Annotated in this window: 14 protein-coding genes and 1 tRNA gene; 9 read left to right on the forward strand and 6 right to left on the reverse strand. The window is 68.8% G+C overall.

Features of this window, described 5'->3' with window-relative positions; all coding sequences use genetic code 11:
- Window positions 1-73: 73 nt before the first annotated feature.
- The gene (locus tag Q0747_RS00570; RefSeq protein WP_298251325.1) at window positions 74-952 is read right to left on the reverse strand and encodes a Nif3-like dinuclear metal center hexameric protein; all 879 of its coding nucleotides are present in this window, start codon (window positions 950-952) and stop codon (window positions 74-76) included.
- Window positions 953-1,057: 105 nt separating this feature from the next.
- Here Q0747_RS00570 and msrA point away from each other — a divergent pair, with 105 nt between their 5' ends.
- From msrA to epsC, 3 genes are all read left to right on the forward strand, one after another.
- Window positions 1,058-1,582: a peptide-methionine (S)-S-oxide reductase MsrA gene (gene msrA, locus Q0747_RS00575; protein ID WP_298251326.1), complete on the forward strand. Its 525-nt coding sequence runs from the start codon at window positions 1,058-1,060 to the stop codon at window positions 1,580-1,582.
- A gap of 98 nt (window positions 1,583-1,680) precedes the next feature.
- A complete protein-coding gene (gene cysK / locus Q0747_RS00580) occupies window positions 1,681-2,616 on the forward strand; it encodes a cysteine synthase A (RefSeq protein ID WP_298251327.1) in 936 nt (311 codons plus the stop codon).
- A gap of 56 nt (window positions 2,617-2,672) precedes the next feature.
- Entirely contained in the window at window positions 2,673-3,260 is a 588-nt protein-coding gene (epsC, locus tag Q0747_RS00585) for a serine O-acetyltransferase EpsC (RefSeq protein WP_298251328.1), read from the forward strand.
- Window positions 3,261-3,375: 115 nt separating this feature from the next.
- Here epsC and gndA read toward each other — a convergent pair whose 3' ends face one another.
- Entirely contained in the window at window positions 3,376-4,812 is a 1,437-nt protein-coding gene (gene gndA / locus Q0747_RS00590) for an NADP-dependent phosphogluconate dehydrogenase (RefSeq protein WP_298251329.1), read from the reverse strand.
- Between the two features lie 231 nt (window positions 4,813-5,043).
- Here gndA and rlmN point away from each other — a divergent pair, with 231 nt between their 5' ends.
- Together rlmN and Q0747_RS00600 are read left to right on the forward strand one after the other, a co-directional pair.
- A complete protein-coding gene (rlmN, locus tag Q0747_RS00595; RefSeq protein ID WP_298251330.1) occupies window positions 5,044-6,258 on the forward strand; it encodes a 23S rRNA (adenine(2503)-C(2))-methyltransferase RlmN in 1,215 nt (404 codons plus the stop codon).
- An 88-nt stretch (window positions 6,259-6,346) separates the two neighbouring features.
- A tRNA-Val gene (locus Q0747_RS00600) sits at window positions 6,347-6,422 on the forward strand.
- A 113-nt stretch (window positions 6,423-6,535) separates the two neighbouring features.
- Here Q0747_RS00600 and Q0747_RS00605 read toward each other — a convergent pair.
- The 4 genes from Q0747_RS00605 to Q0747_RS00620 form a co-directional block, all read right to left on the reverse strand.
- On the reverse strand, window positions 6,536-7,306 hold the full coding sequence (locus Q0747_RS00605) for a hypothetical protein (RefSeq protein WP_298251331.1): 771 nt from the start codon (window positions 7,304-7,306) through the stop codon (window positions 6,536-6,538).
- Window positions 7,307-7,397: 91 nt separating this feature from the next.
- The gene (locus Q0747_RS00610) at window positions 7,398-8,279 is read right to left on the reverse strand and encodes an NAD-dependent protein deacetylase (protein ID WP_298251739.1); all 882 of its coding nucleotides are present in this window, start codon (window positions 8,277-8,279) and stop codon (window positions 7,398-7,400) included.
- 95 nt (window positions 8,280-8,374) lie between these two features.
- Window positions 8,375-8,839 carry a redoxin domain-containing protein gene (locus Q0747_RS00615; RefSeq protein ID WP_298251332.1) on the reverse strand — a complete coding sequence of 155 codons (465 nt, stop codon included), beginning with the start codon at window positions 8,837-8,839 and terminating at the stop codon, window positions 8,375-8,377.
- A gap of 3 nt (window positions 8,840-8,842) precedes the next feature.
- Window positions 8,843-9,259, reverse strand: a complete 417-nt coding sequence (locus tag Q0747_RS00620) for a DUF3052 domain-containing protein (RefSeq protein ID WP_298251333.1) — start codon at window positions 9,257-9,259, stop codon at window positions 8,843-8,845.
- 357 nt (window positions 9,260-9,616) lie between these two features.
- Between Q0747_RS00620 and aceE the strand changes: the two genes are divergently transcribed.
- From aceE to Q0747_RS00640, 4 genes are all read left to right on the forward strand, one after another.
- Complete coding sequence (gene aceE, locus Q0747_RS00625; protein ID WP_298251334.1) at window positions 9,617-12,370, forward strand: pyruvate dehydrogenase (acetyl-transferring), homodimeric type; 2,754 nt, start codon at window positions 9,617-9,619, stop codon at window positions 12,368-12,370.
- Between the two features lie 120 nt (window positions 12,371-12,490).
- Entirely contained in the window at window positions 12,491-13,819 is a 1,329-nt protein-coding gene (locus tag Q0747_RS00630; RefSeq protein WP_298251335.1) for a CdaR family transcriptional regulator, read from the forward strand.
- A 78-nt stretch (window positions 13,820-13,897) separates the two neighbouring features.
- Complete coding sequence (locus tag Q0747_RS00635; RefSeq protein ID WP_298251336.1) at window positions 13,898-14,863, forward strand: ACP S-malonyltransferase; 966 nt, start codon at window positions 13,898-13,900, stop codon at window positions 14,861-14,863.
- A complete protein-coding gene (locus Q0747_RS00640) occupies window positions 14,860-15,921 on the forward strand; it encodes a beta-ketoacyl-ACP synthase III (protein WP_298251337.1) in 1,062 nt (353 codons plus the stop codon). The genes Q0747_RS00635 and Q0747_RS00640 overlap by 4 nt, the downstream gene beginning before the upstream one ends.
- Window position 15,922 lies beyond the last annotated feature (1 nt).

The raw sequence follows: 15,922 nt of genomic DNA on the forward strand, positions 1-15,922 counted from the left end.
GACGCCGCTCCCAGCCTAGGCCACGCCGTCCGTCCGCCCCTGATGCTCCGGTGCGGGTACCCTCACCGGAGCATCAGGGGCCGGGCGTGAGCACGAAGTCCCAGGGATCGGTGGTGATCCCGCTCACCCGGATGTCGGTGCTGAATCCCCGCTCCCCGAGCAGGGCACCCAGGGCGGCGGCCGCGGGAGTGAGCCAGAGCCACTCGCTGCCGAAGTGGGAGACGTCGATCAGGTAGGGAGTCCCTCCCCCCGCGGCTTCCCGGACCTCGGAGGCGGGGTGGTGGCGCAGGTCGGCGGTGACGTAGACATCGGCACCACTTGCGCGTACGGCGTCGAAGAGGGAGTCACCGGCTCCCCCGCAGACGGCGACCCGGCGGACGAGGGCGTCGCCGTCGCCCGCCACGCGGACCCCTCCGGCGACGGCCGGGAGGACCGAGAAGACCGCCGCGGCGAGATCCGCCAGGCGCAATGGCTCCACGAGGTCCCCGACACGCCCGAGGCCCTCCTGCGGTGACCCGCGTTCGGCCCGCACGAGGGGCGCCACGCCACGCAGCCCGAGCGCAGCGGCGAAGACGTCGGACACCCCGCCCACGGCGCTGTCGCCGTTGGTGTGGACCGTCACGAGGGCGCATCCCGACTCGATGAGCCGGTGGATCGCCTCGCCCTTGTAGCCGGCCGCGGTGACGCTCGAGACGGGCTTGAGGAGGAGCGGATGATGCGACACGATCATCGACGCTCCCCACGCCAGCGCCTCATCGAGCACAGCTGCTGTCGGATCGACCGCGAACAGGATCCTGCCCGCCGCGCTGCCGCCGCGGCCCGTGACGGGCCCGACGGCGTCCCACCCCTCGGCCAGGCTCTCTGGCCACAGCTCCCCGACGGCCGCGAGCACCTCCGCCACCGTCGGGGTGGTTCCCGTCTCCGTACCGGCCTCGTCCTGGTTCCGTCCCATGCCCCAGTCATACCCGCAGCGGGCTGATGCCACCAAGCCCGGTCTGTTCACCGCAGGCTGATCCCGGCCGGGAATCATCGGGACGGGTGGCGCATTGAGAAGGATATGAAGACTTTCGTACTTGGAGGAGGCTGCTTCTGGTGCCTCGATGCGCTCTACCAGAAGACCCGCGGCGTGACCGAGGTCGTGTCGGGCTACACCGGCGGCCACACCAGAGATCCCGACTACGACTCCGTCTGCTCCGGCATGACGGGGCACGCGGAGGTGGTCGCCGTCAGTTTCGACGAGACCGTCATCCCCGAGGACGTCATCCTCGACCTGTACTTCGTCTCCCATGACCCCACCACCCTGAACCGCCAGGGGTACGACGTCGGCACGCAGTACCGCAGCGTCATGTACTACCAGGACGCGGCACAGCAGGAGGCGTTCGAGGAGGCCATCCGCAGGAACCAGGCCAACTGGAGGAACCCGATCGTCACCGAGGTGACCCGGCTCCCGGAGTTCCACGTGGCCGAGGACGTGCACCAGAACTTCTACGCGAAGCACCCCGAACAGGGGTACTGCCAGGTCATCATCGACCCCAAGCTCTCCAAGGCGCGCAAGCAGCACGCGCAGTGGCTCGCGGCCTAGGCCGCAGCACCACCGGGCCCGCGTCGTCGCTCATCGCACCGCACGGGCCGTGCATCACCTCCTCGTCCACCTCCCCTCCCGAACAGGCAGGTACACCCATGGCAAAGATCTACGACGACGTCACCCAGCTGGTCGGCAGGACGCCCCTCGTGCGGCTGAACCGACTGACCGAGGGCCTGGACGCCCAGGTCGCCGTGAAGCTCGAGTTCTACAATCCGGCGAACAGCGTGAAGGACCGCATCGGGGTGGCCATCGTCGATGCCGCCGAGAAGGCGGGCGCGCTGCGGCCCGGCGGGACGATCGTCGAGGGCACCTCCGGCAACACGGGGATCGCCCTGGCCATGGTCGGAGCGGCCCGGGGCTACCGGGTGATCCTCACCATGCCGGAGACGATGTCCACGGAACGGCGGGTCATGCTGCGCGCGTACGGTGCCGAGATCGTCCTCACGCCCGGGTCGGAGGGCATGCGAGGCGCCGTCGACCGGGCCAAGGAGATCGTCGCGACGACCGACAACGCCATCTGGGCGGAGCAGTTCGCCAATGCCGCGAACCCCGCGATCCACCGCACCACCACGGCGGAAGAGGTCTGGGAGGACACCGACGGCGAGGTGGACGTCTTCGTCGCCGGCGTCGGCACCGGCGGGACCATCACCGGCGTGGGCCAGGTCCTGAAGGAGCGCAAGCCCGGTGTGCAGATCGTCGCCGTGGAGCCCTCCGACTCCCCCATCCTCAACGGCGGCGCACCCGGCCCGCACAAGATCCAGGGCCTCGGGGCCAATTTCGTCCCGGACAACCTGGACCGCGAGGCTTACGACGAGGTCCTCGATGCGACCGTCGAGGACTCCGTGCGCGTGGCGCGGGCGCTGGGGACCCAGGAGGGCATCCTGGGAGGGATCTCCTCGGGAGCCATCGTGTGGGCCGCCCTCGAGCTCGCCAAGCGTCCGGAGAACGCCGGTAAGCTCATCGTGGCCATCGTCTGCGACTTCGGCGAGCGCTACATCTCCACGGTGCTCTTCGACGACATCCGAGGCTGACCCGTCGGGAGCATTCCCGGCGGCAAAGCTGATCACCACCCCTGAGAGGACGGCCCGTGGGCTTTCTGGACCGACTGCGCGAGGATCTCGCGACCGCCCGCACACACGACCCGGCCTCCCGTGGCCCCATCGAGACGACCGCGGTGTACTCGGGACTGCATGCCATCTGGGTGCATCGGCTCACGCACCGGATGTGGCGCACCGAGAGCCTCCGCTTCCCGGCACGTGCCCTGTCGCAGCTCGCGCGCACGCTCACGGGGGTGGAGATCCACCCTGCGGCGACGATCGGTCGGCGCTTCTTCATCGACCACGGCATGGGGATCGTGATCGGCAGCACCGCGGAGATCGGCGACGACGTCATGCTGTACCAGGGCGTAACGCTCGGCGGCCGGTCCCTCGAGCGCGTGAAGCGCCACCCGACCATCGGCGATCGCGTCACCATCGGCGCGGGAGCGAAGGTCCTCGGTCCCATCACCATCGGTGCGGGGAGCGCCGTCGGCGCCAACGCCGTCGTCGTGAAGGACGCCCCGCCGGACTCGATCGTGACGGGCATCCCGGCCACGTCAAGGCATCGGGACTCCCGGCGCGAGACGCAGCCCGCGGTGGATCCGGCGGAGTACGTGGATCCCGCCATCTACATCTGAGCACGCTCTCCGCACCCGGCACGACGATGCCCCGACCGGTTCCGGTCGGGGCATCGTCGTGTGGAGGACATGCACGGTGCTGCTCGGCGCCTGTCGGCCCGGGCGCGTACCGACCTCAGTGCGTGTCGACGCCCTCCACCTCGGCGCGATCGGCTCCCCACAGCGTGTGGAACGTCCCCTCGGCGTCCACGCGGTTGTAGGTGTGCGCGCCGAAGAGGTCGCGCAGTCCCTGCGTCAGCGCGGCGGGCAGACGCTCGCGGCGCAGCCCGTCGTAGTACGCGAGCGAGGCGGAGAAGACCGGGACGGGGATGCCGAGCTGCACAGCGGTGGCCACGACACGGCGCCATGCCGGCACGGCGCCTGCGATCGCCTCGGTGAAGGCCGGGGCGAGCAGGAGATTCGCCGGACGGTCCTGGCCCGCGTAGGCCTTCATGATGTCGTCGAGCAGTTCGGCGCGGATGATGCAGCCCGCGCGCCACAGGGAGGCGATCTCGTCGAGCTTGAGGTCCCACCCGTACTCGGCGGCCGCTGCCGTCAGCATGTCGATGCCCTGCGCATAGCTCACCAGCTTCGACGCGTACAGCGCCAGCCGCACGTCCTCCACGAAGTCCTCCGGTAGCTCCACGGACGCCTCGTGGCCGGGCAGGGCCTCCTGCGCGAGCAGGCGCTGGTCCTGCTGGGAGGACAGGGCGCGGGCGAACACGGACTCCGCGATGCCTGACGTCGGACTGCCCAGTTCCAGCGCCGAGACGACCGTCCAGCGCCCGGTGCCCTTCTGGCCGGCTGCATCGACGACGACATCGACGAACGGCTTGCCCGTCCTCCCGTCCGTGTGGCCCAGCACCTCGGCGGTGATCTCGATCAGATAGGAGGACAGCGTGCCGGTGTTCCAGTCGGTGAAGATCCTCGCCTGGTCGGCCGGTTCGATCCCGGCACCGGAGCGCAGGAGGTCGAAGGCCTCCCCGATGACCTGCATGTCCGCGTACTCGATGCCGTTGTGCACCATCTTCACGAAGTGCCCGGCCCCGTCGGTGCCGATCCAGCGGCAGCAGGGCTCCCCGTTGTACTTGGCGGAGATCTTCTCCAGCATCGGTCCCACGGACTCGTAGGACTCACGGGAGCCGCCGGGCATGATCGACGGGCCCAGCAGAGCTCCCTCCTCCCCTCCCGAGACGCCGACGCCCACGAAGTGGAGGTCGTGCCGGGACAGTGCGGCCTCGCGGCGCCGGGTGTGCTCGAAGTGCGAGTTGCCGCCGTCGATCACGATGTCGCCCGGTTCGAGCAGCGGCGTCAGCTGATCGATCACCGAATCCACCGGCGCCCCGGCCTTGACCATGATCAGGACGCGGCGGGGCTTCTCGAGCGAATCGACGAGCTCCTGGAGCGTCTCGGTGCGGACGAAGTCGCCCTCGTCGCCGTGGTCCGCCAACAGGGCGTCGGTCTTCTCGGTGGATCTGTTGTGCAGGGCCACGGTGTACCCGTTGCGGGCGAGATTGCGGGCGAGGTTCGCCCCCATGACTGCCAGGCCTGTGACACCGATCTGTGCGCTCACTGTGTTCTCCGTCGTTTGTCAGCTGGGTGCATCGCGCTGCGTGCGCCGAGGCTCCCGTGCGTGGTCGCAGCGGAAGTCCGGCCGTCCTCAGACTATTACCGTCCCGACGGCGTTGCCACACGCCCCCACGGGGCGGGCGCAGGACCCACACCGAGGACCACCGGCCGGTACCGTGCGGCGGGCATCACGCCCGACTGGGACGCTGGTGTCATCCGTGAAAGAATGATAGTGATGTCCGACGTTACCGTTACCCCCGCCGCCCCTGCCCGACCACAGGTCCGTCCCGAAGTGGAGGGTGCACAGCCGATCGTCGCGAGCGACGGCCGTCCCCTGCTGCAGTTCAAGTCGCCTCGGGTCAGCCAGCCTCCGGTGCACCTCGCCGACCTCACCCTCGCCGAGCGCCAGGAGCGGCTCAAGGAACTGGGGTACCCGGGCTTCCGCGCCAAGCAGTTGTCCACGCACTACTTCTCCCACTCCACCACCGATCCGGCGCAGATGAGCGATCTGCCGAAGACCGGCCGTGAGGAGCTGGTCGGTGCGATGTTCCCGACGTTGCTCACCGAGGTGAAGCGCCTGACGACCGACAACGGGGACACCATCAAGTTCCTGTGGCGGTTGTTCGACGGCGCGCTCGTCGAGTCGGTGCTCATGCGCTATCCGGGCCGTGTGACCCTGTGCGTCTCGTCGCAGTGCGGATGCGGCATGAACTGCCCGTTCTGCGCCACGGGCCAGGCCGGGCTGACGCGCAACATGTCGACCGCCGAGATCGTGGACCAGGTGGTCGCCGCCAATCGTGCACTGTCCGAGGGCGCCCTGGGCGGCCTGCGGACCGACGGCGGGCACGACGCCCCGCGCGTGACGAACATCGTGTTCATGGGGATGGGGGAACCTCTTGCGAACTACAAGCGGGTGATGGCCGCCCTGCATCGTTTCGTCGACGACTCCCCCGAGGGCCTCGGGATGTCAGCACGCAACATCACCGTCTCGACGGTCGGGCTGGTGCCGGCGATCGACAAGCTGGCTGCCGAGTCGCTGCCGGTGACCTTCGCCCTGTCCCTCCACGCGCCGGACGACGAACTCCGCGACGAGCTGATCCCGGTCAACACGCGGTGGAAGGTCGACGAGGCGCTCGACGCCGCCTACAACTACTACCGCACCACCGGGCGTCGCGTCAGCATCGAGTACGCGCTCATCAAGGACATGAACGATCACGGCTGGCGCGCCGATCTCCTCGCGAAGAAGCTCAACCAGCGGGGCAGGGGCTGGGTGCACGTCAACCCGATCCCCCTGAACCCGACGCCTGGCTCCATCTGGACGGCGTCGGAGAAGAGTGTCTCAACAGAGTTCATCAACCGGCTGCGCGCGGCAGGGATCCCCACCACCCTGCGCGACACCCGGGGCAAGGAGATCGACGGCGCGTGCGGTCAGCTCGCCGCGGAGGAGTGAGCCCGTACCGAGTGGCACGAGCAGGAAGCCAGCCGGTATAGTCGGTGCTCGTGGGACAGGCTGGTGGTACCCGGCCGGGCGTCCTCGCGGGTCTTTAGCTCAGCTGGTAGAGCGCCACGTTTACACCGTGGATGTCATCGGTTCGATCCCGGTAGGACCCACCACGGCAGAACCCCGCCGCTTCCGGGTCCGCGACCCGGAAGCGGCGGGGTTCTCTGCATCCGTCCGGCGCGTCTCCGGCATGGTGCCGGCTCGGGTCTCCGAGGTCCCAGAGGTCTCAGCGAGCCACGGCCACGGCCACGGGCTCGCCGTCGACGAAGTCCACCACGTACGCCTGATCCATGATCGTCACGGTGCACTGCATCGCTCCGGTCACCCGGCAGTCGTCCGGAACCAGCGCTTCCACCGGTTCTCCGAGGATCGGCTGCGACAGCTCCGGCGGCATCCCCGGAGGCGTCGGCTCGTGGAACGGACGCGACCCCAGCGCTTCCACCGGATCCCCGAGGATCGGCCGCGACAACTCCGGCGGCATCCCCGGAGGCGTCGGCTCGTGGAACGGACGCGACCCCAGCGCTTCCTCCGGATCCCCGAGGATCGGCCGCGACAACTCCGGCGGCATCCCCGGAGGCGTCGGCTCGTGGAACGGACGCGACACCGGCGGCAGGCAGGTGTAGGGGTCGGCAGGATCGGTCCACCAGGTTCCCGCGGCATCGACCGCGCAGGAGGGGTAGGCAGGCGTGGGCAACAACTCGACGGGCAGGTCACCACCCATGCCGCTCCCGGCGGGAACCGGGCTTCCGGGTAACCCCCCTGCCCCCTCCGAGGGCTGCGCAGTGATCGGCTCGCTCCCTGCGACTCCCGTGCCGCCCGGGGAGTCTCCTCCGGTACCGCCCGGGGAGTTCCCTCCCGGCGGGAGCTGTGCCGGCGCGACACCCGCGGTCGCCGGTGCGTCGGCGAGCTCCTGACCTCCGGCGTCGACCATCAGGGGAACGAGGAGAACGGTGGCCGTTCCGACACCCACGAGCAGAGACCTTGTTGTATTACGCATTTTCCACCCCAGTTGAGAGACCCAGGGCATGACTGTAAGCCTCGCGCGATCGGCTGCGACACGGTATCCGTTACCCGAAACCGGAGGTGGACTACTCGCGTTCTTTCTGTAGTGCTACCTGCCCGGCCGACACATCAGGCAGTCGCTCCGCCAGATAGGTCAGGGCCTCGGACACTCCGACCTCGATCTTCAGCGTCGCGAACTCGTCGCCGCGCGTCCATCCGCGGTTGATGATCACCACCGGTTTGCCCTGCTTGACGGCGCTGCGGACGAAGCGTAGTCCGCTCATCACCGTCAGGGAGGACCCTGCGACCAGGAGCGCCCCGGCCGCGTCGACGAGCCCGTACGCCGCCGCCACCCTGTCCTTCGGGACGTTCTCGCCGAAGTAGACGAAGTCCGGCTTGAGCATGCCCCCGCACACCGGACACGGAGCCATGGTGAAATCGCCCGTGTCGTCGACGTCCGCATCGGCATCCGGTGCGACATCACCGGCGTCGGACTCCCGCTCGAGATAGCCGGGGTTGAGTTCCTCGAGGATCTCCGCCACCCGGCTCCTGGGGAAGACCGAGGCGCACTGGAGGCAGATCACGCGATCGAAGGTGCCGTGCAGATCGATGACGTTGGAGCTGCCGGCCGAGGAATGCAGTTTGTCGACGTTCTGCGTGATCAGCCCGGTGAGCAGACCACGCTCCTCCATGCGGGCCACCGCCGCGTGGCCGGCATTGGGATCGGCTCGGCGCAGGTGCCGCCAGCCCACATGATTGCGCGCCCAGTAGCGGCGCCTCAGGGACTCGTCCCCGACGAACTGCTGATAGGTCATGGGGCTCCGCTTCACGGACTGCGGCCCGCGGTAGTCGGGGATCCCGGAGTCCGTGCTCAAGCCCGCGCCGGTGAGGACCGCCAGCGGTAGTCCTGCGAGCACCGCGACGGCGTCGTCCAACCGTGCCCGCTCCTGCGGTGCGAGGGGGGCCAGCGTCGAGGCGGGGGATTCACTGACGAATCCCGTCAGGCCGAGGCGTGGATGGGACTCGGGCCCCGGTAGCGGGTCGTCCCCGTCACCCGGAGTGGTCACAGGGCGTCTTCGACCGAACTCAGGGCCTGCGAGTACTCCGCGATCGGTCGGCCCTGCCCGTGGGGGGAGGTGATGACGGAGCGCACCGAGCCGCGTCCGTCGAGGACGTAACTGATTCTCTCGGCGTATCCGTGCGTCTCGTCGAAGGCGTCGAAGGCACGGGTCACCGACCCGTGCGGCCAGAAGTCGGCCAGCAGGTCGAACGAGATGTCGTTCGTCTCCGCGAAGGCCCGCAGGGTGTACTTGTGATCGACGGCGATCGCCACCAGGGTCACGCCCGCCGCGTCGAACAGGCCCAGATTGTCCCGGAGCTCGCCGAGTTCGTCCGTGCAGACGCGCGAGAAGGCGAAGGGGAAGAAGACCACCACGGAGCCGCCGCTCAGCGACGTACTGTCCACGGTCTCGCCGAACTGGTTGGCGAGGGAGAAGTCAGGGGAAGCCGCGCCGATGTCGAGGGCCACGGACTACTGCTTCCGGCTGACGAGCCGGGTCGCTGCCCATTCGCTGGACACGCCGGCGGAGGAGGTGGAGTGCAGTCCCGCCGTGGGAGCTGATTCCTGGATGTCCGCCGGGGCCACGTAGCCCGGACGACCGGACTTGGGCGTCAGGAGCCAGATCACGCCGCCTGCATCGAGCGAGATGAGGGAATCGACGAGCGCGTCCACGAGATCGCCGTCGCCGCTGCGCCACCACAGGATCACCCCGTCGACGACCTCCTGGTCGTCCTCCGTGAGCAGTTCACCCCCGAGACCGCCCTCCAACTGGTCACGGAGGTCGAAGTCGACGTCGTCGTCGTAGCCGAGCTCCTGGACGAGGTCTCCGTCCTTGAAACCCAACTTGCCTGCCACGTCGACCGCAGTGGCGGCTTCAGCCTCGCTCACTTAGCTCCTCCTGAAAAGACGGGCCGTCACGTGACGCGCCCTCGGGTCCATGCTCGTTGCTACCAGCCGATCGCTTCATACGCTACGCATCTATACGCCGGGCATCAAGCCAGTACTGGGTTTTCACCCCGCGGTCGTGGGTGGCGCGCGGCGGGCGTCACCGGGCACGCCCTCGGCGTAATCCACCCCGGAGCCCTTCGTCGCTACGCACCGCACCGGCGGCGGCGATAGAGTGAGGAACTATATGGCCGCGGCGCTGTCGCCAGGCGGCCGGCATGCATTCCTGCACCCGCCGACGAGGTGGGTCCAGGTACAAAGCGACATGGACGCAGGTCCGTGGAAGTGGAGAGATAGCGCGTGGCTGCAGAACAAGGTACGGCGGACATCCTGAGCGGTCTGACGGTGGGTAAGTCGGACGGGGATCCGGAGGAGACCGCGGAGTGGATTGAGTCCCTGGATCAGTTGATCCGTTCCCAGGGGACCGAGCGTGCGCAGTACATCATGCGGTCGCTGCTCCAGCGTGCCGGTGCGCAGTCGGTGGGTGTGCCGATGGTCACGACCACGGATTATGTGAACACGATCCCGCCGGATCAGGAGCCGGAGTTCCCGGGGGACGAGGAGATCGAGCGGAAGTATCGTGCGTGGTTGCGGTGGAACGCGGCGGTGATGGTGCACCGCGCGCAGCGGCCGGAGATCGGGGTGGGCGGGCACATCTCGACGTATGCGGGCGCGGCGACGCTGTACGAGGTGGGTTTCAACCACTTCTTCAAGGGCCGGAACCACCCCGATGGTGGCGATCAGGTGTTCTTCCAGGGTCACGCGTCCCCGGGCATGTATGCCAGGGCGTATCTCGAGGGTCGGCTGTCGGAGGAGGATCTGGACGGCTTCCGCCAGGAGAAGTCCAAGGAGGGCCACGCCCTGTCCTCCTACCCGCACCCGCGGCTGATGCCGGAGTTCTGGGAGTTCCCGACCGTGTCCATGGGAATCGGGCCGATGAACGCGATTTACCAGGCGCAGTCCAACCGGTATCTGCACAACCGCGGGGTGAAGGACACATCGGGGCAGCAGGTATGGGCATTCCTCGGTGACGGCGAGATGGACGAGCCGGAGTCGCGTGGTCTGCTGCAGTTGGCGGCGAACGAGAACCTGGACAACCTGAACTTCGTGATCAACTGCAACCTGCAGCGTCTGGACGGTCCGGTACGCGGTAACGGGAAGATCATGCAGGAACTCGAGGCCTTCTTCCGCGGCGCCGGCTGGAACGTCATCAAGGTCGTATGGGGCCGGGAGTGGGACGGCCTGCTGGCCAAGGACGACGACGGCGCGCTGGTGGACATCATGAACCAGACCCCGGACGGGGACTACCAGACGTACAAGGCCGAGTCCGGTGGATTCGTCCGGGATCATTTCTTCGGCAAGTCCCCGCAGACCAAGGCCATGGTCGAGGATCTGTCCGACGCGGAGATCTGGAACCTCAAGCGCGGCGGGCACGACTACCGCAAGGTCTACGCCGCGTACAAGGCGGCCACCGAGTTCAAGGGCAAGCCGACGGTGATCCTGGCCAAGACGGTCAAGGGCTACGGTCTGGGTTCGCACTTCGAGGGCCGCAACGCGACCCACCAGATGAAGAAGCTCACCAACGCCGATCTGAAGGCATTCCGCGATCATCTGCGGATCCCGGTCACCGACGAGCAGATCGACGACGACCTCTACAACGCCCCGTACTACCGCCCGGACGCCGACTCCCCGGAGATCGCGTACCTGCTCGAGCGGCGCCGGGAACTCGGCGGTTTCGTGCCCGAGCGGCGCACCGAGCACTCCGACGTCGTCCTGCCCGGGGACAAGGCCTACGAGGGCGCCAAGCGCGGCTCGGGCAAGCAGATGGCCGCCACGACCATGGCATTCGTGCGGGTCCTCAAGGACATGATGCGCGACAAGGAGTTCGGTGAGCGGATCGTGCCGATCATCCCGGACGAGGCACGGACCTTCGGCATGGACTCGTTCTTCCCGACCGCGAAGATCTACAACCCCAAGGGCCAGAACTACCTGTCCGTGGACCGGGACCTGATCCTCGCCTACAAGGAATCGATCGAGGGCCAGATCCTGCACGCGGGCATCAACGAGGCCGGATCCCTCGCGGCGTTCACCGCCGCCGGGTCGGCCTATGCCACCCACGGTGAGCCGTTGATCCCCATCTACGTCTTCTACTCGATGTTCGGTTTCCAGCGCACCGGGGACGGCATCTGGGCGGCCGCGGACCAGATGACGCGCGGCTTCATCATCGGAGCCACGGCCGGGCGGACCACCCTCACCGGCGAAGGGCTGCAGCACGCCGACGGCCACTCGCCCCTGCTGGCCTCCACGAATCCCGCCGTGGTGTCCTACGACCCCGCGTTCGGGTACGAGATCGGGCGCATCATGCAGGACGGGCTGAACCGGATGTACGGGGACATCGGCGACAAGCCCGAGTCCTTCCGCAACGTCATGTACTACCTCACCGTGTACAACGAGCCCATCCTGCAGCCGGCCGAGCCCGAGGACCTCGACGTCGAGGGCCTGCTCCGGGGCATCTACCGGCTCCGTGCCGCCACCACCGAGGGCCCGGCCACGCAGCTGCTCGCCTCCGGTGTGGCCGTGCCCTGGGCGCTCGAGGCCCAGGCGATCCTCGCCGAGGACTGGGGCGTGGCGGCCGACGTGTGGTCCGTGACGTCCTGGAACGAACTGCGCCGCGACGGCCTCGACGCCGAGGAGCACGCGTTCCTGCACCCCGACACCGAACCCCGCACCCCCTTCGTCACCGAGCAGCTCAAGGACGCCGCCGGACCGATCGTCGCGGTCAGCGACTTCATGAAGGCCGTGCCCGACCAGATCCGCCAGTTCCTGCCCAACGAGTTCGCGACCCTCGGGGCCGACGGCTTCGGCTTCTCCGACACCCGCCAGGCCGCACGCCGGTACTTCAAGATCGACACCCACTCGATCGTGGTCCGGGCCCTGGAGATGCTCGTGCGCAGCGGCGACCTCGACGCGGGCATCCCGCAGCAGGCCATCGAGAAGTACAGTCTGCACGACATCAATGCCGGCACCACCGGCACCACCGGCGGAGACGCCTGACCGCACGAACAGCCGACACGACGGCCTGCCCGGGCAATTGACCGCCCGGGTACGCCGTCGTCGCTTTTTGTAGCCTTCACACAAATGGGACCTGTGGAGCGCACGCCGTATGCTCTGAACATGCCGCAGTCCGCACACGGCCCCGGGAGCGCCCGCAGTGACCCCGGAGCGACGAACGCAGGAAGTACTCCCCCGGACCCGGCGACCGTGGAGAAACTCCGCGCCACCATCGGCTCCCTGTCCACGGCGACCCTCCGACAGCTCGACGCCGATCTTCCGTGGTACCGCGGCCTGCGTCCCGACGAGCGCTCCGCCCTCGGCATGGTGGCCCAGAAGGGCATCGCGTCCTTCGTCAACTGGTACCAGAAGCCCGTCTCGCCCGCATGGGTCCTCAGCGACGTCTTCGGGACCGCCCCCACGGAACTGACCCGGTCCATCAGCCTGCAGAAGGCACTGCAGCTGATCCGCGTGGTGGTCCAGGTCGTCGAGGACCACGTCCCCTTCCTCGCCCCCGAGCCGGACCAGGGACCCCTGCGCGAAGCGGTCCTACGCTACTCACGGGAGGTCGCCTTCGCGGCCGCCGACGTCTACGCTCGGGCCGCCGAGACCCGGGGGTCGTGGGACACCCGGCTGGAGGCGCTCGTCGTGGACGCCATCCTGCGGGGCGAGAGCTCGGACGCCCTGCGGTCCCGCATCGCCGCCGTCGGCTGGACGTCGCAGGCACCCATCACGGTGATGGTCGGCAGCGCACCGGAGGACCCGAACGCGAGCCTGCTGCACGAGCTGCGGCGCATCACGGGGCGCCTGGCCGAGGACGTGCTCGTGGGGATCCAGGGCGAGCGACTCATCCTGGTCCTCGGCGGTGTCCGCGATCCGGCGAAGGCCTACCCGCGCATCAGCGAACTGTTCGGCCCCGGGGCGGTGGTCCTCGGACCGGAGGCCTCCTCCCTGGTGACCGCCAGCAGTTCGGCGCAGGCGGCATTCGCCGGGCTCACCGCCGCAAGGGCCTGGCCGGACGCGCCGCGACCCGTCTCGTCCGAGGACCTGTGGCCGGAGCGGGTCGTCTCGGGCGACGCGACGGCGCGCAACGCCCTGGTCCACAGCATCTACCGCCCGCTCCTCGCGGCCTCCAACGGCCTGGAGCAGACCCTGTCCTCGTACCTCGAACTGGGTCACTCCCTCGAAGCCACCTCGCGGTCGCTCTTCGTCCACGCGAACACCGTGCGCTACCGTCTGCGGCGCGTCTGCGATGTGACGGGCTGGGATCCCCTCCTCCCGCGCGAAGCCTACGTCCTGCACACCGCACTCGTGGTGGGGCGCCTCGCACAGGAAAGCGGACCGCCGGACGCCGGCCATCCCGGAGCGGGCGCGGCACCGGGACGCAGCCCGCGCCCGACGTCCGGAGCGAGGACGAGACCGGCGGCAGCCGGCCGCGCCCGCTCCTTGTAGACTTCCTACAACGGGGCAGAACCAGCTTGGTTCTGCCGGACACCCGGTAATACTCCCCCGGTTTGGAAAGCTGGAACAGTGCTTGCAATCGCCTGCCCCGGACAGGGCTCCCAGACCCCGGGCTTCCTGAGCCCCTGGCTCGATCTACCCGGGGTCCGTGACCAGCTCGAACACCTCAGCGACCGGGCAGGCCTGGACCTCGTCCGCCACGGCACCGTCTCCGACGAGGAGACGATCAAGGACACGGCTGTCGCCCAACCGCTCATCGTCGCGGCGGGTCTCGTCACTGCCCGCCTGCTCCTTGCGGACCACGTCCTCACCGCGTCGACGGTGCTCGCGGGGCACTCCGTGGGAGAGCTGACGGCCTCCGCCGTCGCCGGTGCGCTGACCGAGGAGGACGCGATCGCCTTCGTCCGCGTCCGCGCCAATGCCATGGCCGAGGCGGCCGCGGCGACGCCCACCGGGATGAGCGCAGTGCTCGGCGGCGATCCCGACGAGGTCACGGACCGGCTGTCGCACCTCGGACTCACGGTCGCGAACGCCAACGGCGGTGGACAGGTCGTCGCGGCAGGGACGCTCGAGCAGCTGTCCGCACTCGGGGAGGACCCGCCGGCCAGAGCCCGCGTCGTCCCGTTGAAGGTCGCCGGGGCATTCCACACCCACCACATGTCACCCGCGGTCACGGCCCTCGAGGATCTGCGGGGGTCACTCACCCCGACCGACCCCGTGGCGACCCTCATCTCCAACTACGACGGCAAGCCCGTGATCAGGGGCGACGGCAACCTGGACAGCCTCATCGCACAGGTGTCCCGACCGGTCCGCTGGGACCTGTGCATGGAGTCGATGCAGCACATGGGCATCACCGGTCTGATCGAACTCTCACCGGCAGGGACCCTGACCGGCCTGGCGAAGCGCGGAATGCGCGGAACGGCAGCCCTGGCCGTAAAATCTCCCGAGGACCTGGAAGCCGCCCACGCGTTCATCGAGGAGCACTCGCGAACCACGGATCCCGATCCGTCCATTACAGCCGAAGGATCCCAGTGAGCATCACCGCAATGAAGCAGGCACCCCTCCGCGCACACACGCGCATCCACGGAGTCGGCGCCTACCGTCCCGAGCTCATCGTGACGAACGACGACGTCTGCCAGTGGATCGACTCCTCCGACGAATGGATCCGGCAGCGGACGGGGATCGTGACACGGCACCGGGCGCCGCGTGAGGTGAGTGTCATCGACATGGCCGAGGCCGCTGCGCGGGACGCCCTCGCGGCGGCAGGTATCGAAGCGTCCCAGCTGGGTGCGGTCCTCGTCTCGACCGTGACCCACCCCTACGCCACACCCTCGGCCGCGGCGCAGCTGACGGACCGTCTCGGCGCGTCCCCGGCGCCCGCCTACGACATCTCGGCCGCGTGCGCCGGCTACTGCTACGGGATCGCGCAGGGAGACGCCCTCGTCCACGCCGGTACCGCGGAGTACGTCCTCGTGGTCGGCGTCGAGAAGCTCTCCGACTTCATCGACAACACTGACCGCACCATCTCGTTCCTCCTCGGCGACGGTGCGGGCGCCGTCGTGATCGGTCCCGCGGACTCCGCCGGGATCGGCCCCACCGTGTGGGGCTCGGACGGCAGCAAGCACGAGGCGATCCGCATGGACCGCTCCCTGCTGGACGTGCGGGACTACGCTCTGGGCGCGGTCGCCTCCGACGCCGAGCGCGACGAGGACGAGGGAACGGAGCGCGAAGGGCTCTGGCCCACGATGCGCCAGGACGGCCCCGCCGTGTTCCGCTGGGCCGTCTGGGAGATGGCGAAGGTGGCGCAGCAGGCCCTCGACGCTGCCGGCATCACGGCCGACGAGCTCTCCGTCTTCCTCCCGCATCAGGCCAACATCCGTATCATCGATGAGATGGTGAAGCAGCTGAAGCTCCCGGAGCACGTCCACGTGGCGCGCGACATCGTCGACGCCGGGAACACCTCCGCGGCCTCCATCCCGCTGGCCATGCACCGCACCCTCCAGGAGCAGCCTTCCCTCAGCGGCACCCTCGCCCTGCAGATCGGCTTCGGTGCCGGACTCGTCTTCGGGGCGCAGGTCGTCGTCCTGCCCTAGA

The organism is uncultured Arthrobacter sp. (assembly GCF_947493765.1).
Classification (GTDB): domain Bacteria; phylum Actinomycetota; class Actinomycetes; order Actinomycetales; family Micrococcaceae; genus Arthrobacter_D.

Coding starts and splice junctions, on each gene's coding strand:
- Q0747_RS00570 (WP_298251325.1), bottom strand. CDS start 952: ATGGGACGGAACCAGGACGAGGCCGGTACGGAGACGGGAACCACCCCG.
- msrA (WP_298251326.1), top strand. CDS start 1,058: ATGAAGACTTTCGTACTTGGAGGAGGCTGCTTCTGGTGCCTCGATGCG.
- cysK (WP_298251327.1), top strand. CDS start 1,681: ATGGCAAAGATCTACGACGACGTCACCCAGCTGGTCGGCAGGACGCCC.
- rlmN (WP_298251330.1), top strand. CDS start 5,044: ATGTCCGACGTTACCGTTACCCCCGCCGCCCCTGCCCGACCACAGGTC.
- Q0747_RS00605 (WP_298251331.1), bottom strand. CDS start 7,306: ATGCGTAATACAACAAGGTCTCTGCTCGTGGGTGTCGGAACGGCCACC.
- Q0747_RS00630 (WP_298251335.1), top strand. CDS start 12,491: ATGCCGCAGTCCGCACACGGCCCCGGGAGCGCCCGCAGTGACCCCGGA.